This window comes from Cellulosimicrobium sp. So1_17, assembly GCF_055181235.1.
The window spans coordinates 3,767,264-3,783,797 of record NZ_CM143702.1; the positions used below are offsets into that span (position 1 = coordinate 3,767,264).

At 73.2% G+C, this 16,534-nt stretch carries 15 protein-coding genes; 14 read left to right on the forward strand and 1 reads right to left on the reverse strand.

All coding sequences use genetic code 11. From position 1 onward, the window contains the following. Window positions 1–222 precede the first annotated feature (222 nt). Window positions 223–408 carry a hypothetical protein gene (locus ACZCLJ_RS16630; protein ID WP_251150044.1) on the forward strand — a complete coding sequence of 62 codons (186 nt, stop codon included), beginning with the start codon at window positions 223–225 and terminating at the stop codon, window positions 406–408. A gap of 49 nt (window positions 409–457) precedes the next feature. On the opposite strand, the gene ACZCLJ_RS16635 is transcribed toward ACZCLJ_RS16630, so the two are convergent. Then, window positions 458–1,003 carry an arsenate reductase/protein-tyrosine-phosphatase family protein gene (locus ACZCLJ_RS16635; protein WP_463104559.1) on the reverse strand — a complete coding sequence of 182 codons (546 nt, stop codon included), beginning with the start codon at window positions 1,001–1,003 and terminating at the stop codon, window positions 458–460. 113 nt (window positions 1,004–1,116) lie between these two features. Here ACZCLJ_RS16635 and ACZCLJ_RS16640 point away from each other — a divergent pair, with 113 nt between their 5' ends. The 13 genes from ACZCLJ_RS16640 (at window position 1,117) to ACZCLJ_RS16700 (ending at window position 16,513) form a co-directional block, all read left to right on the forward strand. Then, window positions 1,117–3,033, forward strand: coding sequence for a DUF4012 domain-containing protein (locus ACZCLJ_RS16640; protein ID WP_463104560.1), 1,917 nt, complete (start codon window positions 1,117–1,119; stop codon window positions 3,031–3,033). Between the two features lie 100 nt (window positions 3,034–3,133). After that, a complete protein-coding gene (locus ACZCLJ_RS16645; RefSeq protein WP_251150047.1) occupies window positions 3,134–3,700 on the forward strand; it encodes a peptidase in 567 nt (188 codons plus the stop codon). A 201-nt stretch (window positions 3,701–3,901) separates the two neighbouring features. Continuing rightward, window positions 3,902–5,437 carry a sugar transferase gene (locus ACZCLJ_RS16650; protein WP_463104561.1) on the forward strand — a complete coding sequence of 512 codons (1,536 nt, stop codon included), beginning with the start codon at window positions 3,902–3,904 and terminating at the stop codon, window positions 5,435–5,437. A gap of 70 nt (window positions 5,438–5,507) precedes the next feature. Next, window positions 5,508–6,374 carry a glycosyltransferase family 2 protein gene (locus tag ACZCLJ_RS16655; protein WP_251150049.1) on the forward strand — a complete coding sequence of 289 codons (867 nt, stop codon included), beginning with the start codon at window positions 5,508–5,510 and terminating at the stop codon, window positions 6,372–6,374. Further along, the gene (locus ACZCLJ_RS16660) at window positions 6,374–7,726 is read left to right on the forward strand and encodes an O-antigen ligase family protein (protein WP_251150050.1); all 1,353 of its coding nucleotides are present in this window, start codon (window positions 6,374–6,376) and stop codon (window positions 7,724–7,726) included. The genes ACZCLJ_RS16655 and ACZCLJ_RS16660 overlap by 1 nt, the downstream gene beginning before the upstream one ends. After that, window positions 7,723–8,715 (forward strand): glycosyltransferase family 2 protein, encoded by a 993-nt coding sequence (locus ACZCLJ_RS16665; RefSeq protein ID WP_251150051.1) that lies wholly within the window; start codon window positions 7,723–7,725, stop codon window positions 8,713–8,715. Before ACZCLJ_RS16660 ends, ACZCLJ_RS16665 begins: the two co-directional genes overlap by 4 nt. Window positions 8,716–8,738: 23 nt before the next feature. After that, a complete protein-coding gene (locus ACZCLJ_RS16670) occupies window positions 8,739–9,548 on the forward strand; it encodes an O-fucosyltransferase family protein (protein WP_251150052.1) in 810 nt (269 codons plus the stop codon). Beyond that, window positions 9,545–10,591 (forward strand): glycosyltransferase, encoded by a 1,047-nt coding sequence (locus ACZCLJ_RS16675; RefSeq protein ID WP_463104562.1) that lies wholly within the window; start codon window positions 9,545–9,547, stop codon window positions 10,589–10,591. The genes ACZCLJ_RS16670 and ACZCLJ_RS16675 overlap by 4 nt, the downstream gene beginning before the upstream one ends. Then, window positions 10,569–12,074, forward strand: coding sequence for a lipopolysaccharide biosynthesis protein (locus ACZCLJ_RS16680; RefSeq protein WP_463104563.1), 1,506 nt, complete (start codon window positions 10,569–10,571; stop codon window positions 12,072–12,074). Before ACZCLJ_RS16675 ends, ACZCLJ_RS16680 begins: the two co-directional genes overlap by 23 nt. Further along, on the forward strand, window positions 12,067–12,990 hold the full coding sequence (locus ACZCLJ_RS16685; protein WP_463104564.1) for a polysaccharide pyruvyl transferase family protein: 924 nt from the start codon (window positions 12,067–12,069) through the stop codon (window positions 12,988–12,990). Before ACZCLJ_RS16680 ends, ACZCLJ_RS16685 begins: the two co-directional genes overlap by 8 nt. Then, a complete protein-coding gene (locus ACZCLJ_RS16690; RefSeq protein ID WP_463104565.1) occupies window positions 12,977–14,569 on the forward strand; it encodes a tyrosine-protein kinase domain-containing protein in 1,593 nt (530 codons plus the stop codon). Before ACZCLJ_RS16685 ends, ACZCLJ_RS16690 begins: the two co-directional genes overlap by 14 nt. Before the next feature lie 70 nt (window positions 14,570–14,639). After that, entirely contained in the window at window positions 14,640–15,956 is a 1,317-nt protein-coding gene (locus ACZCLJ_RS16695; protein WP_251150057.1) for a UDP-glucose dehydrogenase family protein, read from the forward strand. Continuing rightward, window positions 15,953–16,513, forward strand: a complete 561-nt coding sequence (locus ACZCLJ_RS16700) for a CAP domain-containing protein (RefSeq protein ID WP_463104566.1) — start codon at window positions 15,953–15,955, stop codon at window positions 16,511–16,513. The genes ACZCLJ_RS16695 and ACZCLJ_RS16700 overlap by 4 nt, the downstream gene beginning before the upstream one ends. The last annotated feature ends 21 nt before the right edge of the window (window positions 16,514–16,534 follow it).

Below are 16,534 nucleotides of genomic sequence, written 5' to 3' on the forward strand. Positions count from 1 at the left end.
CCCTCCCTCTTCCGGGGTTCCTCCGACGCCCTCAGTCTCTCGCGCGGGTCGCCCCGCCGCCCGACGCGTTCCCGAGAGGTTTCGCGGCCAGGTCCGGCGGGTGAACTTTGTCGCTCCGGGCACCGGATATAGCGGGACACAGAGGGCAAACATCCTGCCGCCGCGGAATCTGAACAACCGTCCAAGATGTGCAGTCGTGCGCACGCGTTGCACCATGTGCACATGCTCTGGGTGACGGTCGGTTGGGTGATGGTCGTCGTCGGGGCAGCAGCGGCGATCCTCTTCGCGCGCCGGGCCGGTCGACGGCCCTCCTCGGGCGCAGACGGCCTCGCGGTCGGCTGCGGCGGTGGCGTGGCGTTGTGGGGCGGGATCGTCGTGATCGTCGCCACGGTCCTTCAGGGACCGTGACGACGCGCCGGCCTTCCTCCCGCGCAGGGGGCTGGGAGGAAGGCCGGCATCACCCGCGCAGGGCCGCCGTGAGACCCGTGACCTGCTCCCGGACGTGCGCGAACACCCGTGAGTGGACGTCCTCGGACCGGCCGTAGGGATCCTCCACGTCCGCTGCGCGGGCGCCGCCGAGCGTGGCCCGGGTACGACCCGCCGACGCGACGACCGCCCGCAGCAGCGCCGCGTCGTCGGCCTCCCGGGGGGACGGCGCCGGCGTGCGCTCGGCGAGCGCCACCAGCTCGGTGAGGAGGAAGGTCCTGCGCAGCGCGCCCGGTGCGAGCTCCAGCACGGCGGCCCGGTGGGCGGCCGTCATCGTCACCACGACGTCGCTCGCGTCGACGAGCGACCGCGTCAGCGCGCGCGCGGCGAACGGCACGGGCGCCACCCCGACGTCCGCGAGCCGGCGCGCGACCGGTTCGGCGACGGGCGCGCCGACGACGGCGCGCGTCCCGGCGCTCGACACCGCGACGGTGCCGTCGAGCGCGGCGGCCAGCATCAGGTGCGCTGCCGGGGACCGGCAGATGTTCCCGGTGCACACGACGAGCAGATCAAGCACGAGCGACCTTCCTCCGCCGACCGAGAGGGCGGGGTCTCGAGGGCGTGGTTAATGTAGCGCGAGCGGTCGCGCCCTGCCGGGCGCGGCTCAGGGGGCGAGTCGCAGGGGGCGGCATGGTGCACGACGGCTGGGGTCCACGATGGGCGGGCGCGACGCCCGCGGTCGACGTCGCGGAGCGTCCGCTCCCACCGGCCCGAGGAACCCGGCCCGCGGCGCGCGTCGCGCCGGCCGGGTCCCGGCGCCGCCGCACGCGGCGCGCGGTCGTCGCCGGGGTCCTCGTCCTCGTCGTGGTCGTCGTCGCCTGGCTGGCGTGGCTCGCCGCCGACGTGCTGCGCGCTCGCGACGCGCTCGAGCGCGCGGCAGACCGCCTGCCCGTGCTGCAGGAGCAGGTCGAGGGCGGCGAGGACGCGTCGGCGACGCTCGCCGAGGTCCAGGACGCCGCGTCGACCGCCGCGGCGTCGACCCGGGGGCCGCACTGGCGGGTCGCCCAGGCCCTGCCCGTGGTCGGGGACGACGCGCGTGCGGTCGGCCTGCTCGCCGCCGCCGTCGACCGCCTCGCCGCGGACGCGCTGCCCCGCCTCGCCGCCGCCGCGGAGGTCGCGGTCCCCGAACGTCTCGCCCCGCGGGGCGGTGCGGTCGACCTCGCCCCGATCCAGGAGGCGCAGGCAGACGTGCTCGCGGCCGACGCCGCCGTCTCGTCCGCGCTGGAGACCGTCACGGCCATCGACACCACCACGCTCGTCCCCCAGCTCGCCGGACCGGTGGGCGACCTGCGCGGCCAGCTGGCCGACGTCCGCGCGTCGACCGCGACGGCGGCTCGCGCCGTCGACCTGCTCCCGCCCATGCTCGGTGCCGACGGGCCGCGCGACTACCTCGTGCTGGTCCAGAACAACGCCGAGCCGCGCGCGGTCGGCGGCATCGCGGGGTCGGTGCTGCACCTGAGGGCCGAGGACGGCAGGGTCGGGCTCGTCGAGGTCCGGCCCGGCAACGAGCTCGGCGGGTACGAGGCGAGCGTCGTCGACCTCGCGGGCGCGGAGGAGGCGTTGTTCGGGGACGATCTCGGGCGCTTCATGCTCAACGCCACGTCCACGCCGGACTTCCCCCGCGTCGCGCAGGTCGCGCGGTCGATCTGGGCGGACCGCACCGGGCAGACCGTCGACGGCGTCCTCGCCGTCGACCCGGTCGCGCTGCAGGGCCTGCTGGCTGCCACGGGGCCGGTGAGCTTCGCCGATCCGGGCGGGGCCGAGGTGACGATCACGGGGGACGACGCCGCGTCGTTCCTGCTCAACGGCGTCTACCGGCGGTACGAGGACCCGACGGTGCAGGACGTCGTCCTCGCCGGTGCGGCCGACGCCGTGTTCCGCGCCCTGACCGACCCCACGTCGGCGGACCCCGCCCGGCTCGTCGGCGCGCTCGCGCAGTCGGCGCGCGAGGGGCGGCTGCTCGTCTGGTCGGCGGACGCGGACGAGCAGGAACGCCTCGCCGGTACCGTCCTGTCAGGAGCGCTCGAGGGCTCCACCCGCGCACCCACCGGTGAGGCGTCGCCCGTCGTCGGGGTCTACCTCAACGCGTCGTCCGCGGCGAAGGTGGGGTACTACCTCGACACGTCCGTCGCGATCGAGGACGTGACGTGCCGACCCGACGGGTCGCAGCAGTTCACGGCCGCCGTGACGCTCACGTCGACCCTCACGGCCGACGACGCGGCGACGCTGCCGGGCTACGTGACGGGGGCGCGTGACGGCGACGGCACGATCCGCACCAACCTGCTCGTGTACGCGCCGTCGTACGGCGCGATCCGCGGTACGGACGGTGGCGAGGGTGATCTTGGTCTCTTCTCCCAGGTGCACGACGGCCTCGTCGTCGGCGGGCGCAGCGTGACGCTGCCGCCCGGTGGATCGGCGACTTTCCGCTACGAGATCGTGAGCGGGAAGGACCAGCGCGGGGATGTTTCCGTGCGGAAAACTCCTGGTGTCCGTTCCACGTCGGACACCGTTCCGACTTCCGAGTGTGGAGAGAGTGTGTTCTCCTGATGTCGCACGGCAGGGGGCCGTCGACGGGACGCGAGCGTCCCACGACGGGGTGGCGTGTCCGCTGGTCCCTTGCACCGTTCACACAGCAGGGGGCCAAGACATGAACATCCGACGTACCGGAGCGACGCTCCTCCTCACCGCCGCGCTCGCCGCGGCACCCGCCGCAGCGGCCATCGCCTACGAGGCCGACGAGTTCGAGGTCGGCATCTCGACGACGACACCCGCGCCGGGCGAGTCGTTCACCGTCACGGTGGGCGGGCCCGCGGGCAACCCGACGATCACGCTCACCATCACCTCGCCGGACGTGCCCGACGGTGCGATCTCCATCGCCGGCACCAAGGCGCTGACGAAGAACACCACGGACGGTTTCGCGTCGTTCACGGTGACCCTCGCGGAGCCCGGGACGTTCTCCGTCGTCGCGACGGACGCCGACGGCACCGTCCTGTCCACGCAGCAGGTCGTCGTGGCGTCCGACGCCGCGGGCGGCGGCAGCGGGACCGGCGGCGACGGCGCGGGAGCCAGCGGCTCGACGGGCTCGGGCGGCTCCGGGCTCGCGGAGACCGGCTCCGACGACGTGCTGCTCCTGGGCGGGGCGGCGCTCCTCGTCGCCGGCGGTGCCACGGCGGTCGTCGTGGCGCGCAACCGCCGCGCCGCGAACCGGGCCTGACGGCGGGCGGCGCCCACCGACAGGTGGGCGCCGCCGCCACATCTCTCACGGACCGATCCGTCGGTCCGCTCCGGCCCGGGACGATGACGTCCAGATCCGGGTCATCATCATCTCGGTACGCGCAGGCGCGTGGTCCCAGCCGTTCGTGGCGGGCCCGCGTCCTTGTGGCGTTGCCGCAGCACGGACGTCGCGGGGGGCACCATGACGTTGGAGAAGGATCAGGAGATCGGTCCGGTCGACCTCGATCGCACCGCACCGGCGGACGACGCACCGCGCGCCGTCTCGCCGTTCGACACCGGACAGCTCGTCCGGATCGCGCTCGGCGCCTACCGGCGGCCGGGCTGGAAGACGCGGCTCGTGCGGCGGGTCGCGCTCGTCGACACCGTCGCGGTCCTCGTGGCGATCGCGACGGCGTACCTCGTCCGGTTCGACGGGATCGGCGGGACGACGCTCGACCTGCAGTACCTCGCCATCTCGCTCGGGCTGCTCGCCGCGTGGCTGACCGCGCTGCGCATGGCGTTCTCGCGCGAGGGCCGGCTCCTCGGGACCGGCGCGCCGGAGTACGCCCGGGTGGTCAACGCGACGGTGGCGGTGTTCGGCCTCGTGGCGATCGTCGCCTACCTCGTGAAGTACGACCTCGCCCGCGGCTACGTCGCGATCGCGCTCCCGGTCGGGCTCGTGCTGCTGCTCCTCGGGCGGTACGCCTCACGGCGGCGCCTCGTCAGGCTCCGGGAGCAGGGCCGCTGCCGCTCCAAGACCGTCGTCGTCGGCGGGCGCGAGGGTGCGGCACACCTCGTCGAGGAGCTGCGCAAGGCCAGCCACACCGGGTACGAGGTCGTGGGGGTGTGCGTGCCCGGCGGGCCGATCCAGCCCTCGGAGCGCGTGGCGGGCGTGCCCGTCGTCGGTGACGTGGGCGACGCCGCGCGGCTCGTCGAGCCCCTGCGCGCCGACACCGTCATGGTGACGGGCTCGGACCTCGTCACCCCGCGGACCGTCAAGCGGCTCGCGTGGGACCTCGAGCCCTGGGGCGCGGACCTCGTCCTCGCCCCCGCCCTCACCGACGTCGCCGGCCCGCGCATCCGGACGCGACCCGTCGCCGGGCTGCCGCTGCTCCACGTGGAGGCACCGGGGTACTCCGGCCCGCAGCACGTGCTCAAGCGGACGTTCGACGTCGTCGGGGCGCTCGTGCTCATCGCGCTCTTCTCGGTGCCGCTGGTCGCGACCGCGATCGCGATCACGGCGACCAGCCGCGGCCACGTCCTCTTCCGGCAGGAGCGCGTCGGCCTGCAGGGCGAGCCGTTCACCGTGCTGAAGTTCCGCTCCATGGTGGTCGACGCCGAGTCGCGACTCGAGGACGTCCTCGGGAAGGGGAACGTCGGCGTCTTCTACAAGCCGAAGGTCGACCCACGCGTCACGTCGGTCGGACGCTTCATCCGCCGGTACTCGATCGACGAGCTCCCGCAGCTGTTCAACGTGCTCGGCGGCTCGATGAGCCTCGTCGGGCCGCGGCCGCAGGTCGCGCTGGAGGTGGACCAGTACGACGACGAGATCGGCCGCCGGCTCCTCGTCAAGCCCGGCCTCACCGGGCTGTGGCAGGTGTCCGGGCGCAACGACCTCACGCTCGACGAGAGCGTGCGGCTCGACCTCTACTACGTGGAGAACTGGACGATGGCGGGGGACCTGCTCATCCTGCTGCGGACCCTGCGAGCGGTGGTGGGGCGTGACGGTGCGTACTGAGCGACCTGCCACGCACCACGGCCGATCGGCGGGGGACGGCGGAGGCCGTCGGGCGCCGGTCCTCCGTCCCGTGATCGGCATCGCCACGTACCGCCGGCCGGACCTGCTGCGGGACCTGCTTCGGTCGGTCGGCGAGTCGGTCGGCGAGGAGCGGCCGAGGATCGTGGTCGTCGACAACGACCCGGCCGGCTCCGCAGCCGAGGTGGGTCCCGAGGCCGGCTACGAGCACGAGTACCACCGGGAGGACACGCCCGGGATCGCTGCGGCGCGCAACCGCATCGTGTCGCTGCTCAGGAACGACGAGGACGCCCTGATCTTCGTCGACGACGACGAGGTCGTGCCCGTCCACTGGTTCTCGACGCTCGTCGACGCCGTCCGCGACGCCGACGTGATCTCCGGTCCGGTCATCGCCAGATACGGTCACGACGTCCCTCGATGGGTCGCCCGTGGGGGCTTCTTCGACCGCGATCGCCAGGCGTCGCGCACGCCGACCCGGCACCCGGCCACCAACAACGTGCTGATCCGCGTCGAGGCGCTGCGCGCCCTGCACGGGGAGTGGTTCCGGGAGGACTTCTCCAGCACGGGCGGGAGCGACACGGAGCTGTTCGACCGGCTGCGGCGACTCGGCGCACGCCTCGAGTGGTGCGACGAGGCGGAGGTGTACGAGGACGTCCCCCGAGAGCGCGCCACGCTGCGCTGGCTGTGGCGGCGCAACGTCCGCCTGGGCAACGTCACCTCGCGCGTCCGGCTCTCGGGGACCCCGCGACCGGTCCGTGTGCTGCTCGGCCTGGGCCGGATCGTCGTCGGTTGCGTCCTCAGCGCCGTGGACCTTGTGGGACGTGGACACCTGACGCGGGCCCGCGCCACGCACATCCCCAAGGGGTGGGGCATGGTCCGCGCGTCGTTCGGGGTCAACGTCGAGGAGTATCACCGCTGATGACCGACGTCGTGATGCTGTTCGCCGTCCTCATGGCGCCGATCGTGGTCCTGACGTATCGCCACGCGCCTCTGCTCGTCCTCGTCGTGGCTCTCGTCTCGCTGGCACTGCCGATCGTGGTGCTGGACGCCGATCCCTCCGCCAACGAGGTCCTGCACCCAGGACTGACCTCGTCGGCGCCCCGGATCCTGGCGCCGACGGTCGTCATGCTGGCGACGCTCCTGCCCCTCGCCGGCTGGCCCCGCTTCGCAGATCGTCGACCGCTCGTGGCGCTCCTCGCGGTACCGGTCCTCGTCGTGCTGGTGCTCGGTGTGTGGGACGGTACACCGGCGCAGTGGTCGGGGGCGGTCCACCTCTCGGCAGCCGCCGTCGCATGGGTGGCGGGTGCGCGGCTGTCCGCCTCCCTCGGCGTGAGCAGCCGACAGGACGGCGTGGTTCTCGCCACCGTTCTCGGCATCCTCGTGGCCCAGCTCCTGCTGTGCGCTCTGCAGGTCAGCGGGACGGCGTTCGCCGTCGAGGCGACCGACCAGGGACTCAGCCGTGCCCGTGGGTCGTTCGGGCATGCCGGCGATCTCGGGAAGGTCGTCGTCGCGCTCATGGCACTCGTCCTTCCCTGGACGGTCTCGGTCGTCTCGCGTCTTCGATGGACGGCGACGGCCGCGCTGGGCGTCGGATTCCTCGTGCTCGGCACGACGCTCTCCCGGGCGAACATCCTCGCGGGCGGAGTGCTCATCGTCGTGTGGGCCTTCGCCATCTCGCGGAGGCGGTTCAGCGGCCGGGCCTTCGGGATCGTCCTGCTGGCTGCCGCCGCCAGCATCCCGTTCCTCGGGACGCTCCTGCTCCGGTTCCGCCTCGACCCGGACGGGGGGTCGCGTCCTGAGCTGCTGCGTGCGGCCTTCGAGCAGCTCGGCCGGTCCCCGTGGTGGGGCACGGGTCCCAACTCCTACGTCGAGGTCGTCGGGCAGTACGACGCAGCCACCGCCTCGGGACTTCCGGTGCACAACGCCCTGATCCTCCTGCTGTGCGAGCTCGGGCTCGTCCTCTTCGTGCCGATCGCTGCGGCGGTCGGGGTGATGGCCGCTCGCGCCTTCGCAGCCCGCCGCACGGGTGATCCCCTTGCCTCGGCGTGCGCGGCCGCCTTGCTGGCCTGCCTGTTCGCGGGACTCCTCATCGCCGTCACCGGCTGGGGGATGCTCAAGGGCACGGTCCTCCTGACGTGGGTCCTGGTCCCCTCGCTGCTGTACCACCGGTTCGGACGAACCCGTCCGCAGCCGACCGTCGAGGCCGCACCGGCCATGGACCGTCATCCCCACGACCGTCACCACGTCGTGGGAGCAGGAGGTAGGGCATGACGAACGAGGTCAGGGAATCGCCGCTGGTGAGCGCCGTCATCCCGAGCGTCCTGCGGAGCGGGCTGCATCGCGTGGTGGCCTGCGCACGAGAGCAGCAGGTCGCCGGAGGCGTCGAGGTGGTGGTGGTGGTGGACACGGACGTGAGCGACGAGCAGCGGCGGGAGCTGGACGGCATCGCCGACGTGGTGATCCTGACGGGAGGTCGTCGAGGAGCCGGTGTGGCACGCAACCTCGGCGTGCGGTCGGCCACCGCACCGTACGTCGCCTTCCTCGACGACGACGACGAGTGGTGCGCCGGCCATCTCGCCTCGGCGATCGACGCGCTCGAGGACGCGGACGGCCGGGCCGACGTCGTGGGCGCCCGCGTCTGCCAGACCACGCCGGACGGGTCGACCTCCGGTCCGGTGCCCCGGCATCTCCTCCGTCCCGACCAGGACGTCCTCGAGTACCTCTTCCGGGGGCGTCGCCCAGACATCGCGCGCCCTTCGATCTACACGTCGACCCTCGTCGCGCGCAGGGAGGTCGCGCTGCGGTCGCCCTGGCGCGAGGGTCTGCCGAGGCACCAGGACTGGGAGTGGCTGCGCTCCGTGCAGGCCTCCGGACACGTCGTGCGTCAGTCGGCGCACCTCGGTGCACGCATCCAGATGGGATCCGTCGGCTCCATCTCGGCGACGAGCGACTGGCGGACGTCCCTGGAGTGGGGTCGGAGCTGGCGACGGGAGGCCAGTCGCGCCGTGTACGCCGACTTCGTCGCCGGGCAGCCGTTGCGCTACGCCATGCAGGCGCGGTCGTCGGCCGGTGTCCGGGCCTGCGTGCGCGAGCTCTCGTCGGCGGGTGCCTGGCCCTCGCTCGGCACGCTGGCTCTGGGACTGGGCGGTGCGCTGCCTCGGGGCGTCGCCCTCCGGGCGGTGACGCTGGCGGCTCGCGTGCGCGGGCCGCGTGGTCGGCGAGCTGGCGTCCTGGCGACGGCGGAAGGGGTCTCGCCGTGACGGGGCCGGTGACCGTCCACGTGATGAGTGGTCTCGGCAACCGCATGCGTGCCCTGTGCGGCGCGGCCGTGCTCGCCGACCGGTGGGGTCGCCGGCTGGAGTACCGCTGGCCGGTCGGTCGTGGGTTCGAGCCGCGGTTGGACCAGCTGTGGACGACTCCGTGGACGCCGGTCGGACCCGCGCGCGCTCTGACGCGCCGGCTCGGTGGCGAACGGCACACGGAGCGTCTGGAAGCGCTCGACACCACGACGTCTCGCCCGCTGTACATCCGCACGAAGCACGCGCTCCGGCTGCCGGCCGGGTTCGACGACTGGGGGACGGCGCTGCGGCGGGCCGCCGTCGTGGAGGAGGTCGCGCGACGGGTCGAGACGACCTGGGCCGGCCTGCAGGCGGAGCCGTACGTCGGTGTCATGGTCCGGGCGCACGCGCTCGCGCACGACAAGACGAAGGACGCCTCACCGATCGGCTGGTACGTGGATCGTCTCCGCCGGATCCGGGAGGAGCATCCGTCGATCCCGTTCTTCGTCTCGACCGATGATCCGAGCGCCGTCTCCCTCCTGGCCGACGAGTTCGACGACGTGCGGGCTCAGGACGACAAGGGCCGGTACAACTCGGTGGAGGGTGTCCAGGCAGCGGTGGCCGACCTCTACCTGCTCGCTTCCTCCGCCCACATCGTGGGGCCGTACTGGTCGAGCTTCGTGACGATGGCAGAGAAGCTCGCGCCCGGTGTGGGCTCGGAGAACAGCCGAGGGCTGACGGGGCCCAGCATGCCGGGTCCGGGGGCGCTCACGCGCGCGGCTGATCCTCTGCGGCCCTGGGAGAGGGCCGGATGACGCCCGACCGACCTCGCACCCGTGTCCTCCTGTCCGCGGCACGTCCGGCATCGAGCGGAAATCCCTACGTGCGCCTGCTCGCCGAGTCGCTGCGTCCCGAGGCGGACGTCCGCTTCTTCGACTGGCGGGTCGCGCTCTTCTCCCGGTACGACGTCTTCCACGTCCACTGGCCGGAACACCTGACGCGGGGGGCCGGCTTCCTGCGGACCGCAGCCAAGAGTGCGTTGTTCGCCCTCCTTCTCGTCGTGATCATGTGCCGGAAGACCGTCGTCGTCCGGACCCTGCACAACCGGGCACCGCACGAGCAGGGGTCGCCGGTCGAGAAGCTGCTCCACCGGACGCTCGACGCGATCACGGGCTCGACCATCCACCTGGTGCCGCCGAGCGCAGACGGCATGGTGGGGTTGCGCGACGTCGTGGTTCCCCACGGGCACTACCGCTCCGAGTACCTGCCGGTGGAACCGCTCAGGAGGGCGACCGGCACGCTCCTGTACTTCGGCCATGTCCGCCCGTACAAGGGCGTGCCGAGGCTGTGCGCGCAGTTCAGGTCTCTCCGACGCGAGGACCTGCGTCTCGAGGTGGTCGGACGTCCCATGAACCGGCGGATCGCCGACGAGGTCCGAGCCGCGGCGGGTGACGAGCGACGGATCCGGTTGACGCTGGCGGAGCTCTCGGCCGACGACCTCTCGCGGGCTCTCCGCGACGCGACCCTCGTCGTCCTGCCCTTCGAGGAGTTCCACAACTCCGGTTCGGTCCTCCTCGCACTCTCGCTGAACCGCCCCGTCCTCGTCCCGAGGAGCGAGGCGAGCGTTCTCCTCCAGCGCGAGGTGGGCGCCGAGTGGGTGCACACCTTCACCGGTCCTCTCACGGCCGAGGTGATCGGGCGGACGTACGACGCGGTCGCCGACCACGCGGAGGAGCAAGGTTTCGCTGCCGTGCGCTTTGACGGCCGCGACTGGTCGGAGGTCGCCGCATCGCACCTCGACGTCTATCGGCACGCGGCCAGGGACGGGGAGGGACATGTCCGCTCAGACCATCCCTGACCGTGCCCGCCGCGCGGCGAGCGGCGCGCGAGCCGTCGCCCTCGGGCAGGCGTGCCGATTCCTGCTGCAGCTTGCCGGTCTGACCGCCCTCGCGCGCCTCTTGACGCCGGCCGACTTCGGCCTCGTCGCGATGGTCACCGCGGTCGTCGGCATCGGCGAGGTGCTGCGGGACTTCGGCCTGTCCTCCGCAGCGATCCAGGCGAGGCAGCTGAGCCGCCAGCAACGGGACAACCTCTTCTGGTTGAACGCCGGGATCGGCGCGGCCCTGGCGCTCGGGCTCGTCGTCTGCGCCCCGCTCGTCCAGAGCTTCTACGGGCAGGACGGGTTGTCGAGCGTCGTGATGATGCTCGCGCCCGCTGTGCTCCTCAACGCTCTCTCCACCCAGTACCGCGCCGGGCTGACGCGCGATCTCCGGTTCACCGCGCTGGCCGTGAGCGACGTCGTCGCCCAGGCGGTCGCCGTCGCCGTCGCCGTCACCGTCGCCCTCACGCGAGGCGACTATCTCGCTCTCGTCGGTCAGCAGCTCGCGCTCGCGCTGGCAGGCCTCGTCATGCTCGCCGTCTGGTCACGGTGGGTGCCGGGGCTGCCGAGGCGCGCCGACGGCACGTCGCGGCTCGTGCGCTTCGGCGGGAACGTCGCGGCGACGCAGCTCCTCGGCTACCTGAGTCGGAACGTCGACACCCTGGTGATCGGACGGGCGTTCGGCGAGGCCGCCGTCGGGCTGTACGGCCGGGCCTTCCAGCTGCTCATGCTGCCGCTCAGCCAGATCAACGGCCCCGCGACGAGCGTCGCCCTGCCTGTCCTGTCCCGCAGCCAGGACGATCCGGCCGACTTCCGCAGGATGATCCTCCGCAGCCAGACGGTGCTCCTGACGTTGGTGCTCGCGGCGATCTCCCTGTTGTTCACGACGGCTCCGCTCGTCGTCGCCACCTTTCTCGGGGACCAGTGGGACGCCGTCGTGCCCGTCATGCGCGTCCTCTGCCTCGGCGGCGCGTTCCAGGCAGCCGGTTACGTGTCCTACTGGTGCTTCGTCGCTCTCGGCCGCACAGGCTCGCACCTGCGCTTCACCCTCGTGAGCCGACCTCTCCTCGTCGGGGCGGTCGTCGTGGGGTCTGCGGGTGGTGTGCTGGGAGTGGCAGGCGCCTACGGGCTCGGAGTGATGGTGGTCTGGTTCGGCGGCCTGTGGTGGCTGCGGGCCGAGGCAGCCGTGCCCACACGACAGATGCTCACCGACGGACTGGTCCTCGTGACGGTCTTCGGCGTGAGCGCCGGGGTCGGTGCCGGGGTGTCGACGTCGTCCGGCCAGAGCGGTCTCGTGGCCGCCGCGGCACTCGGCGTCGGCGCACAGCTCCTCACCCTCGCCGTCGCGTACCTGACGGTGCGCAGGTTCCGCGCGAGCGCGCGTGCCACCGCGGAGTTCGTCCGCCTGGCCGTCCGACGCCCGCCCCGCCCGAAGAGTCCGAGGAGGACCGACGATGGTTGAGATCGTGCACTGGAACCCGGTAAGGCGCCGGCGGCGGGGCTTGGCCGGCCTCCTCACGCGCCCTCGCCCCGTCGACAACTTCGGGGATCTCCTGGGCCCGCTCGTCGTTCGGGAGATCGTGCGTCGCGGGGGCGGGGATCCCGAGGCGCGTCGGGACGGGCGACTCCTGACGGTCGGTTCGATCCTCTCGATGGCTCGGGCCGGCGACGTGGTCTGGGGAACGGGTGCGAACGGCAAGCTCCTCCACGAGGACTACGACCTGTCGCGGGTGGACGTCCGTGCCGTGAGAGGCCCGCTGACTCGCGCCTTCGCCCAGAGCAAGGGCGCCTCGGTCCCGGAGGTCTACGGCGACCCCGGCCTGCTCGTCGGACACCTGTGGACCCGAGCGGAGCTGGCCGGGGACCGGCCCGAGACGTCACGCCTCGTGGTCCCGAACTTCCACGACCTCGCCTCCGTCAGAGGTCGCCATCCGACGCTGTCGCCGCTCTCGCCCCTCGGGGACTGCCTCGGTGCGATCGCAGCGAGCGAGATCGTCGTCGGTTCGTCCTTGCACGGTGTCGTCATCGCCGACGCCCTCGGGGTGCCTGCCCGCTTCGTCAGATCGGCGACAGAGCCGGAGTTCAAGTATCGGGACTATCTCTCCGGGACGGGGCGGTCGGGCACCGCGATCGCCGACTCGGTCGACGAGGCGCTGGCGATGGGCCCGCACCCCGCTCCGTGCTGGGACCGGGACGCGTTGCTGAGAGCCTTTCCCGCCGGGCTGTGGGGGATCGAGACTCCGTCGCGGACGTCGGAGAGCCGGAGATCGGTCACGACGACAGGCGAGTCGGGTCTCGAACGGGGACCATGGGCAGTGCAACGCACCCACGAGACGTCCGGTGCGGAACAGGGGGCAGGATCAGATGGATCTTCGTGACTACGTCGCGCTTCTGCGCAAGCGGTGGGTCTCCATCGCGCTGATCGCCGTGACCGGTGCAGGGTGCGGCGTCCTTGCGTCGCTCGCGACGACGGCGACCTACGAGGCTCGCGCTCAGGTCTTCGTCTCCGTGCGAGGGTCGGACACGACGAGCGACCTGCTGCAGGGGTCGAACTTCACGGTGCGGCAGGTGAAGTCGTACACCGAGCTCGTGACGAGCCCGCGGGTGCTCGAGCCGGTGGTCGAGGAGCTCGGGCTGACCGACGACGCCGCCTCGCTCGCGGCACGCGTCCGGGCCGAGTCGCCGCTCGACACCGTGCTCATCGACGTCACGGCGACGGACGAGTCGCCGCAGCTGGCCGCGGCGATCGCGAACGCCACCGCCGGTTCGCTGGCGGACGTCGTCGGGGAGCTGGAGACGCCGGCCGCGGGGGGTGACTCGCCCGTCCAGATCAGCACCGTCCGGACCGCGACCGTGCCGTCGTCGCCGTCGTCGCCGAACGTCACGCTCAACCTCGCGCTCGGCCTCGTCGTCGGCCTGGCGCTCGGCGTCGGGCTCGCGGTCGCGCGCGAGCTGCTCGACACGCGCGTCCGGTCGACCGCCGACGTCGAGGCCGTCACCGACGCCCCGGTGCTCGGCGTCATCGGCTACGAGGAGGACGCGCCCGAGCACCCGCTCATCGTGCAGGAGTCGCCGCAGGCGCTGCGTGCCGAGGCGTTCCGTCGCCTGCGCACCAACCTGCAGTTCCTCGAGCTGGGCGAGCAGGCCCGCACCTTCGTCATGACGTCGGCCCTCCCCGGCGAGGGCAAGACGACGACGAGCATCAACCTCGCCATCACGCTCGCCGACGCGGGACAGAGGGTGGTCCTCGTCGACGCGGACCTGCGACGTCCGTCGGTCGCCACGTACATGGGCATCGAGGGCACCGTGGGCCTGACGACCGTGCTCATCGGCAAGGTCGCGCTCGAGGACGCGGTCCAGCCGTGGGGGAGCGGCGCGCTCGACGTCGTCGCCGCGGGCCAGATCCCGCCGAACCCGAGCGAGCTCCTCGGCTCCACCGCGATGTCGGAGCTCGTCGAGCGTCTCGGCGCGGAGTACGACGTCGTCGTCATCGACTCGCCGCCGCTCCTCCCGGTGACCGACGCCGCGATCCTCGCCCGGCGCACGGGCGGCGCCATCCTCGTGACGGGCGCGGGCACGGTGCACCGCCAGCAGGTCGAGGGGGCCGTCTCGGCCCTGGAGACCGTCGGCGCACGGCTCCTCGGTGTCGTCGTCAACCGCGTCCCGCTCACGGGGCCGGGGACGGGTGCGTACGGGTACTCGTACTACGAGTACACGAGCGAGGCACCGCAGGAGCCGTCCCGCACGCGGCGCGCGGAGCCCGCGCACGGGAGCAGGCGCAACGTCCGCGGGCTGCTGCGGGTCGACCGACCCGCGCCGACGGCGGCGCCCGCCCGGCCGGCCACGGCTCCGCGTAGTCCGGTCGAGGAGCCCGCGGCGGAGCGCGTGCCCACGGGGACACCGTTCGCGCCGGCGTCGACGTTCGACGAGGTCGTCGCGCCCCGCACCGGGCGCTGACGAACCGCAGGCCGCCTCGCGGCCCGTGCGGCGTGCAGGAGGCGCGCCGCGACGCACAGCAGGGGGAGACATGAAGATCTCGGTCATCGGGTGCGGCTATCTCGGCGCCGTCCACGCGGCGTGCATGGCGACGCTCGGCCACGACGTCGTCGGCGTCGACGTCGACGCGGCGAAGGTCGCGGCGCTCGCGTCCGGTCGCGCGCCGTTCTACGAGCCCGGCCTGCCGGAGCTCCTCGCCGAGGCTGGTGCGACCGGGCGCCTGAGGTTCACGACCGACGTCGCGGAGGCCGCCGACGCCGCGGTGCACTTCGTGTGCGTGGGCACCCCGCAGCGCGCCGACTCCTACGCCGCCGACCTCACCTACGTCGACGCCGCGTTCCGCGCCCTGCTGCCCCATGTCGCGCCCGAGGCGCTGGTGGTGGGCAAGTCGACGGTTCCGGTCGGCACCGCGGGACGTCTCGCGGCGGAGCTCGCCGCAGCACGGCCCGGGGCCGCGCTGGTGTGGAACCCCGAGTTCCTCCGCGAGGGCTTCGCGGTCCAGGACACTCTGCACCCCGACCGCCTGGTCTACGGCGTGCCGGACGACGGTGCGCGCGACCGGGCGGTCGACGTCCTCGACGAGGTCTACGCGGTCCCGATCGCGGAGGGCACGCCGCGGCTCGTGACCGACCGGTCGACGGCGGAGCTCGTCAAGGTCGCGGCCAACTCGTTCCTCGCGACGAAGATCTCGTTCATCAACGCGATGGCCGAGCTGTGCGAGGTCACCGGCGGTGACGTCACGCAGCTCGCCGACGCGATCGGCCTCGACGAGCGGATCGGTCGGCGCTTCCTCAACGCGGGCCTGGGCTTCGGCGGCGGGTGCCTGCCCAAGGACATCCGGGCGTTCATGGCACGCGCCGAGGAGCTGCACGCGGACCCCGCGGTGAGCTTCCTGCGCGAGGTGGACGCGATCAACCTGCGGCGTCGCGAGCGCATGGTCGAGCTCACGGTCGGCGTGCTCGACGGCCGGCCGCTCGCGGGTGCGCGCATCGCGGTCCTCGGCGCGGCGTTCAAGCCGGACAGCGACGACGTGCGCGACTCCCCGGCGCTCGACGTCGCGGAGCGCCTGCACGCCCGCAGCGCCCGCGTCGTCGTGACCGATCCCCAGGCGGTCGCGAACGCACGCCGCAAGGCGCCGCACCTGCGCTACGCGCAGACCGTCGAGGAGGCGGTCGACGGCGTGGACGCGGTCCTCGTGCTCACCGAGTGGCGCGAGTACCGCGACCTCGACCCCGGGAAGCTCTTCGGGCTCGTGGCCGCGCCGCGCGTCGTCGACGGCCGCAACGCGCTGGACGCGGACGCCTGGCGCGGCGCGGGGTGGACGTACCGCGCCCTCGGGAGGCCGTGAGCGTGTCCCGGTGGGCGTCGGTCCCGGCCGTCCTGTGCGTCGCGCTCGTCGGCGCCTGCGCCACGACGGCAGGGGACGAGACCGCGCCCCGGACCGGGACGACGCGCGCTGCCGAGACGCGTCCTGCCGAGACGGCGACGACGCCTGCTCCCGAGGAGCTCGTCCTCGACCCGACCGATCCCGCGGCCTACGCCGACCTGGTGGTCTCCGAGACCAACGCGCTCCGCGTCGCGGCCGGGCTCGGCGCCCTGGCGACGGACCCGTGCGCGGCCGAGTCCGCCACGGATCGTGCGGCGGTGCTCGTCGGGGGCCCGGAGCTCGAGCACGCCCCGCTGGACGACGTCATCGCGTCGTGCGAGCCGCCGTCGGGCGTGGCGGCGGAGAACCTCAGCCGAGCGGCGGCGAGCCCCGCGCAGGTCGTCGAGGCGTGGGAGGGCTCGCCGGGCCACCGCGCGAACCTGCTCGACCCGACCCTCACCCGCGTGGGCGTCGGGTGCGTCCTCGACGGGACGGGCGACGCCGAGCAGATGCTCTGCTCCCAGGTCTTCCTCGGCTGAGACGCCGTGGCGTGGGTGCCG

What these genes read in the sequence shown, in the direction of transcription:
- ACZCLJ_RS16650 (WP_463104561.1), top strand. Translation starts at nt 3,902, where the DNA reads ATGACGTTGGAGAAGGATCAGGAGATCGGTCCGGTCGACCTCGATCGC.
- ACZCLJ_RS16680 (WP_463104563.1), top strand. Translation starts at nt 10,569, where the DNA reads ATGTCCGCTCAGACCATCCCTGACCGTGCCCGCCGCGCGGCGAGCGGC.
- ACZCLJ_RS16695 (WP_251150057.1), top strand. Translation starts at nt 14,640, where the DNA reads ATGAAGATCTCGGTCATCGGGTGCGGCTATCTCGGCGCCGTCCACGCG.
- ACZCLJ_RS16630 (WP_251150044.1), top strand. Translation starts at nt 223, where the DNA reads ATGCTCTGGGTGACGGTCGGTTGGGTGATGGTCGTCGTCGGGGCAGCA.
- ACZCLJ_RS16645 (WP_251150047.1), top strand. Translation starts at nt 3,134, where the DNA reads ATGAACATCCGACGTACCGGAGCGACGCTCCTCCTCACCGCCGCGCTC.
- ACZCLJ_RS16665 (WP_251150051.1), top strand. Translation starts at nt 7,723, where the DNA reads ATGACGAACGAGGTCAGGGAATCGCCGCTGGTGAGCGCCGTCATCCCG.
- ACZCLJ_RS16690 (WP_463104565.1), top strand. Translation starts at nt 12,977, where the DNA reads ATGGATCTTCGTGACTACGTCGCGCTTCTGCGCAAGCGGTGGGTCTCC.
- ACZCLJ_RS16660 (WP_251150050.1), top strand. Translation starts at nt 6,374, where the DNA reads ATGACCGACGTCGTGATGCTGTTCGCCGTCCTCATGGCGCCGATCGTG.
- ACZCLJ_RS16685 (WP_463104564.1), top strand. Translation starts at nt 12,067, where the DNA reads ATGGTTGAGATCGTGCACTGGAACCCGGTAAGGCGCCGGCGGCGGGGC.
- ACZCLJ_RS16670 (WP_251150052.1), top strand. Translation starts at nt 8,739, where the DNA reads ATGAGTGGTCTCGGCAACCGCATGCGTGCCCTGTGCGGCGCGGCCGTG.
- ACZCLJ_RS16640 (WP_463104560.1), top strand. Translation starts at nt 1,117, where the DNA reads ATGGTGCACGACGGCTGGGGTCCACGATGGGCGGGCGCGACGCCCGCG.
- ACZCLJ_RS16675 (WP_463104562.1), top strand. Translation starts at nt 9,545, where the DNA reads ATGACGCCCGACCGACCTCGCACCCGTGTCCTCCTGTCCGCGGCACGT.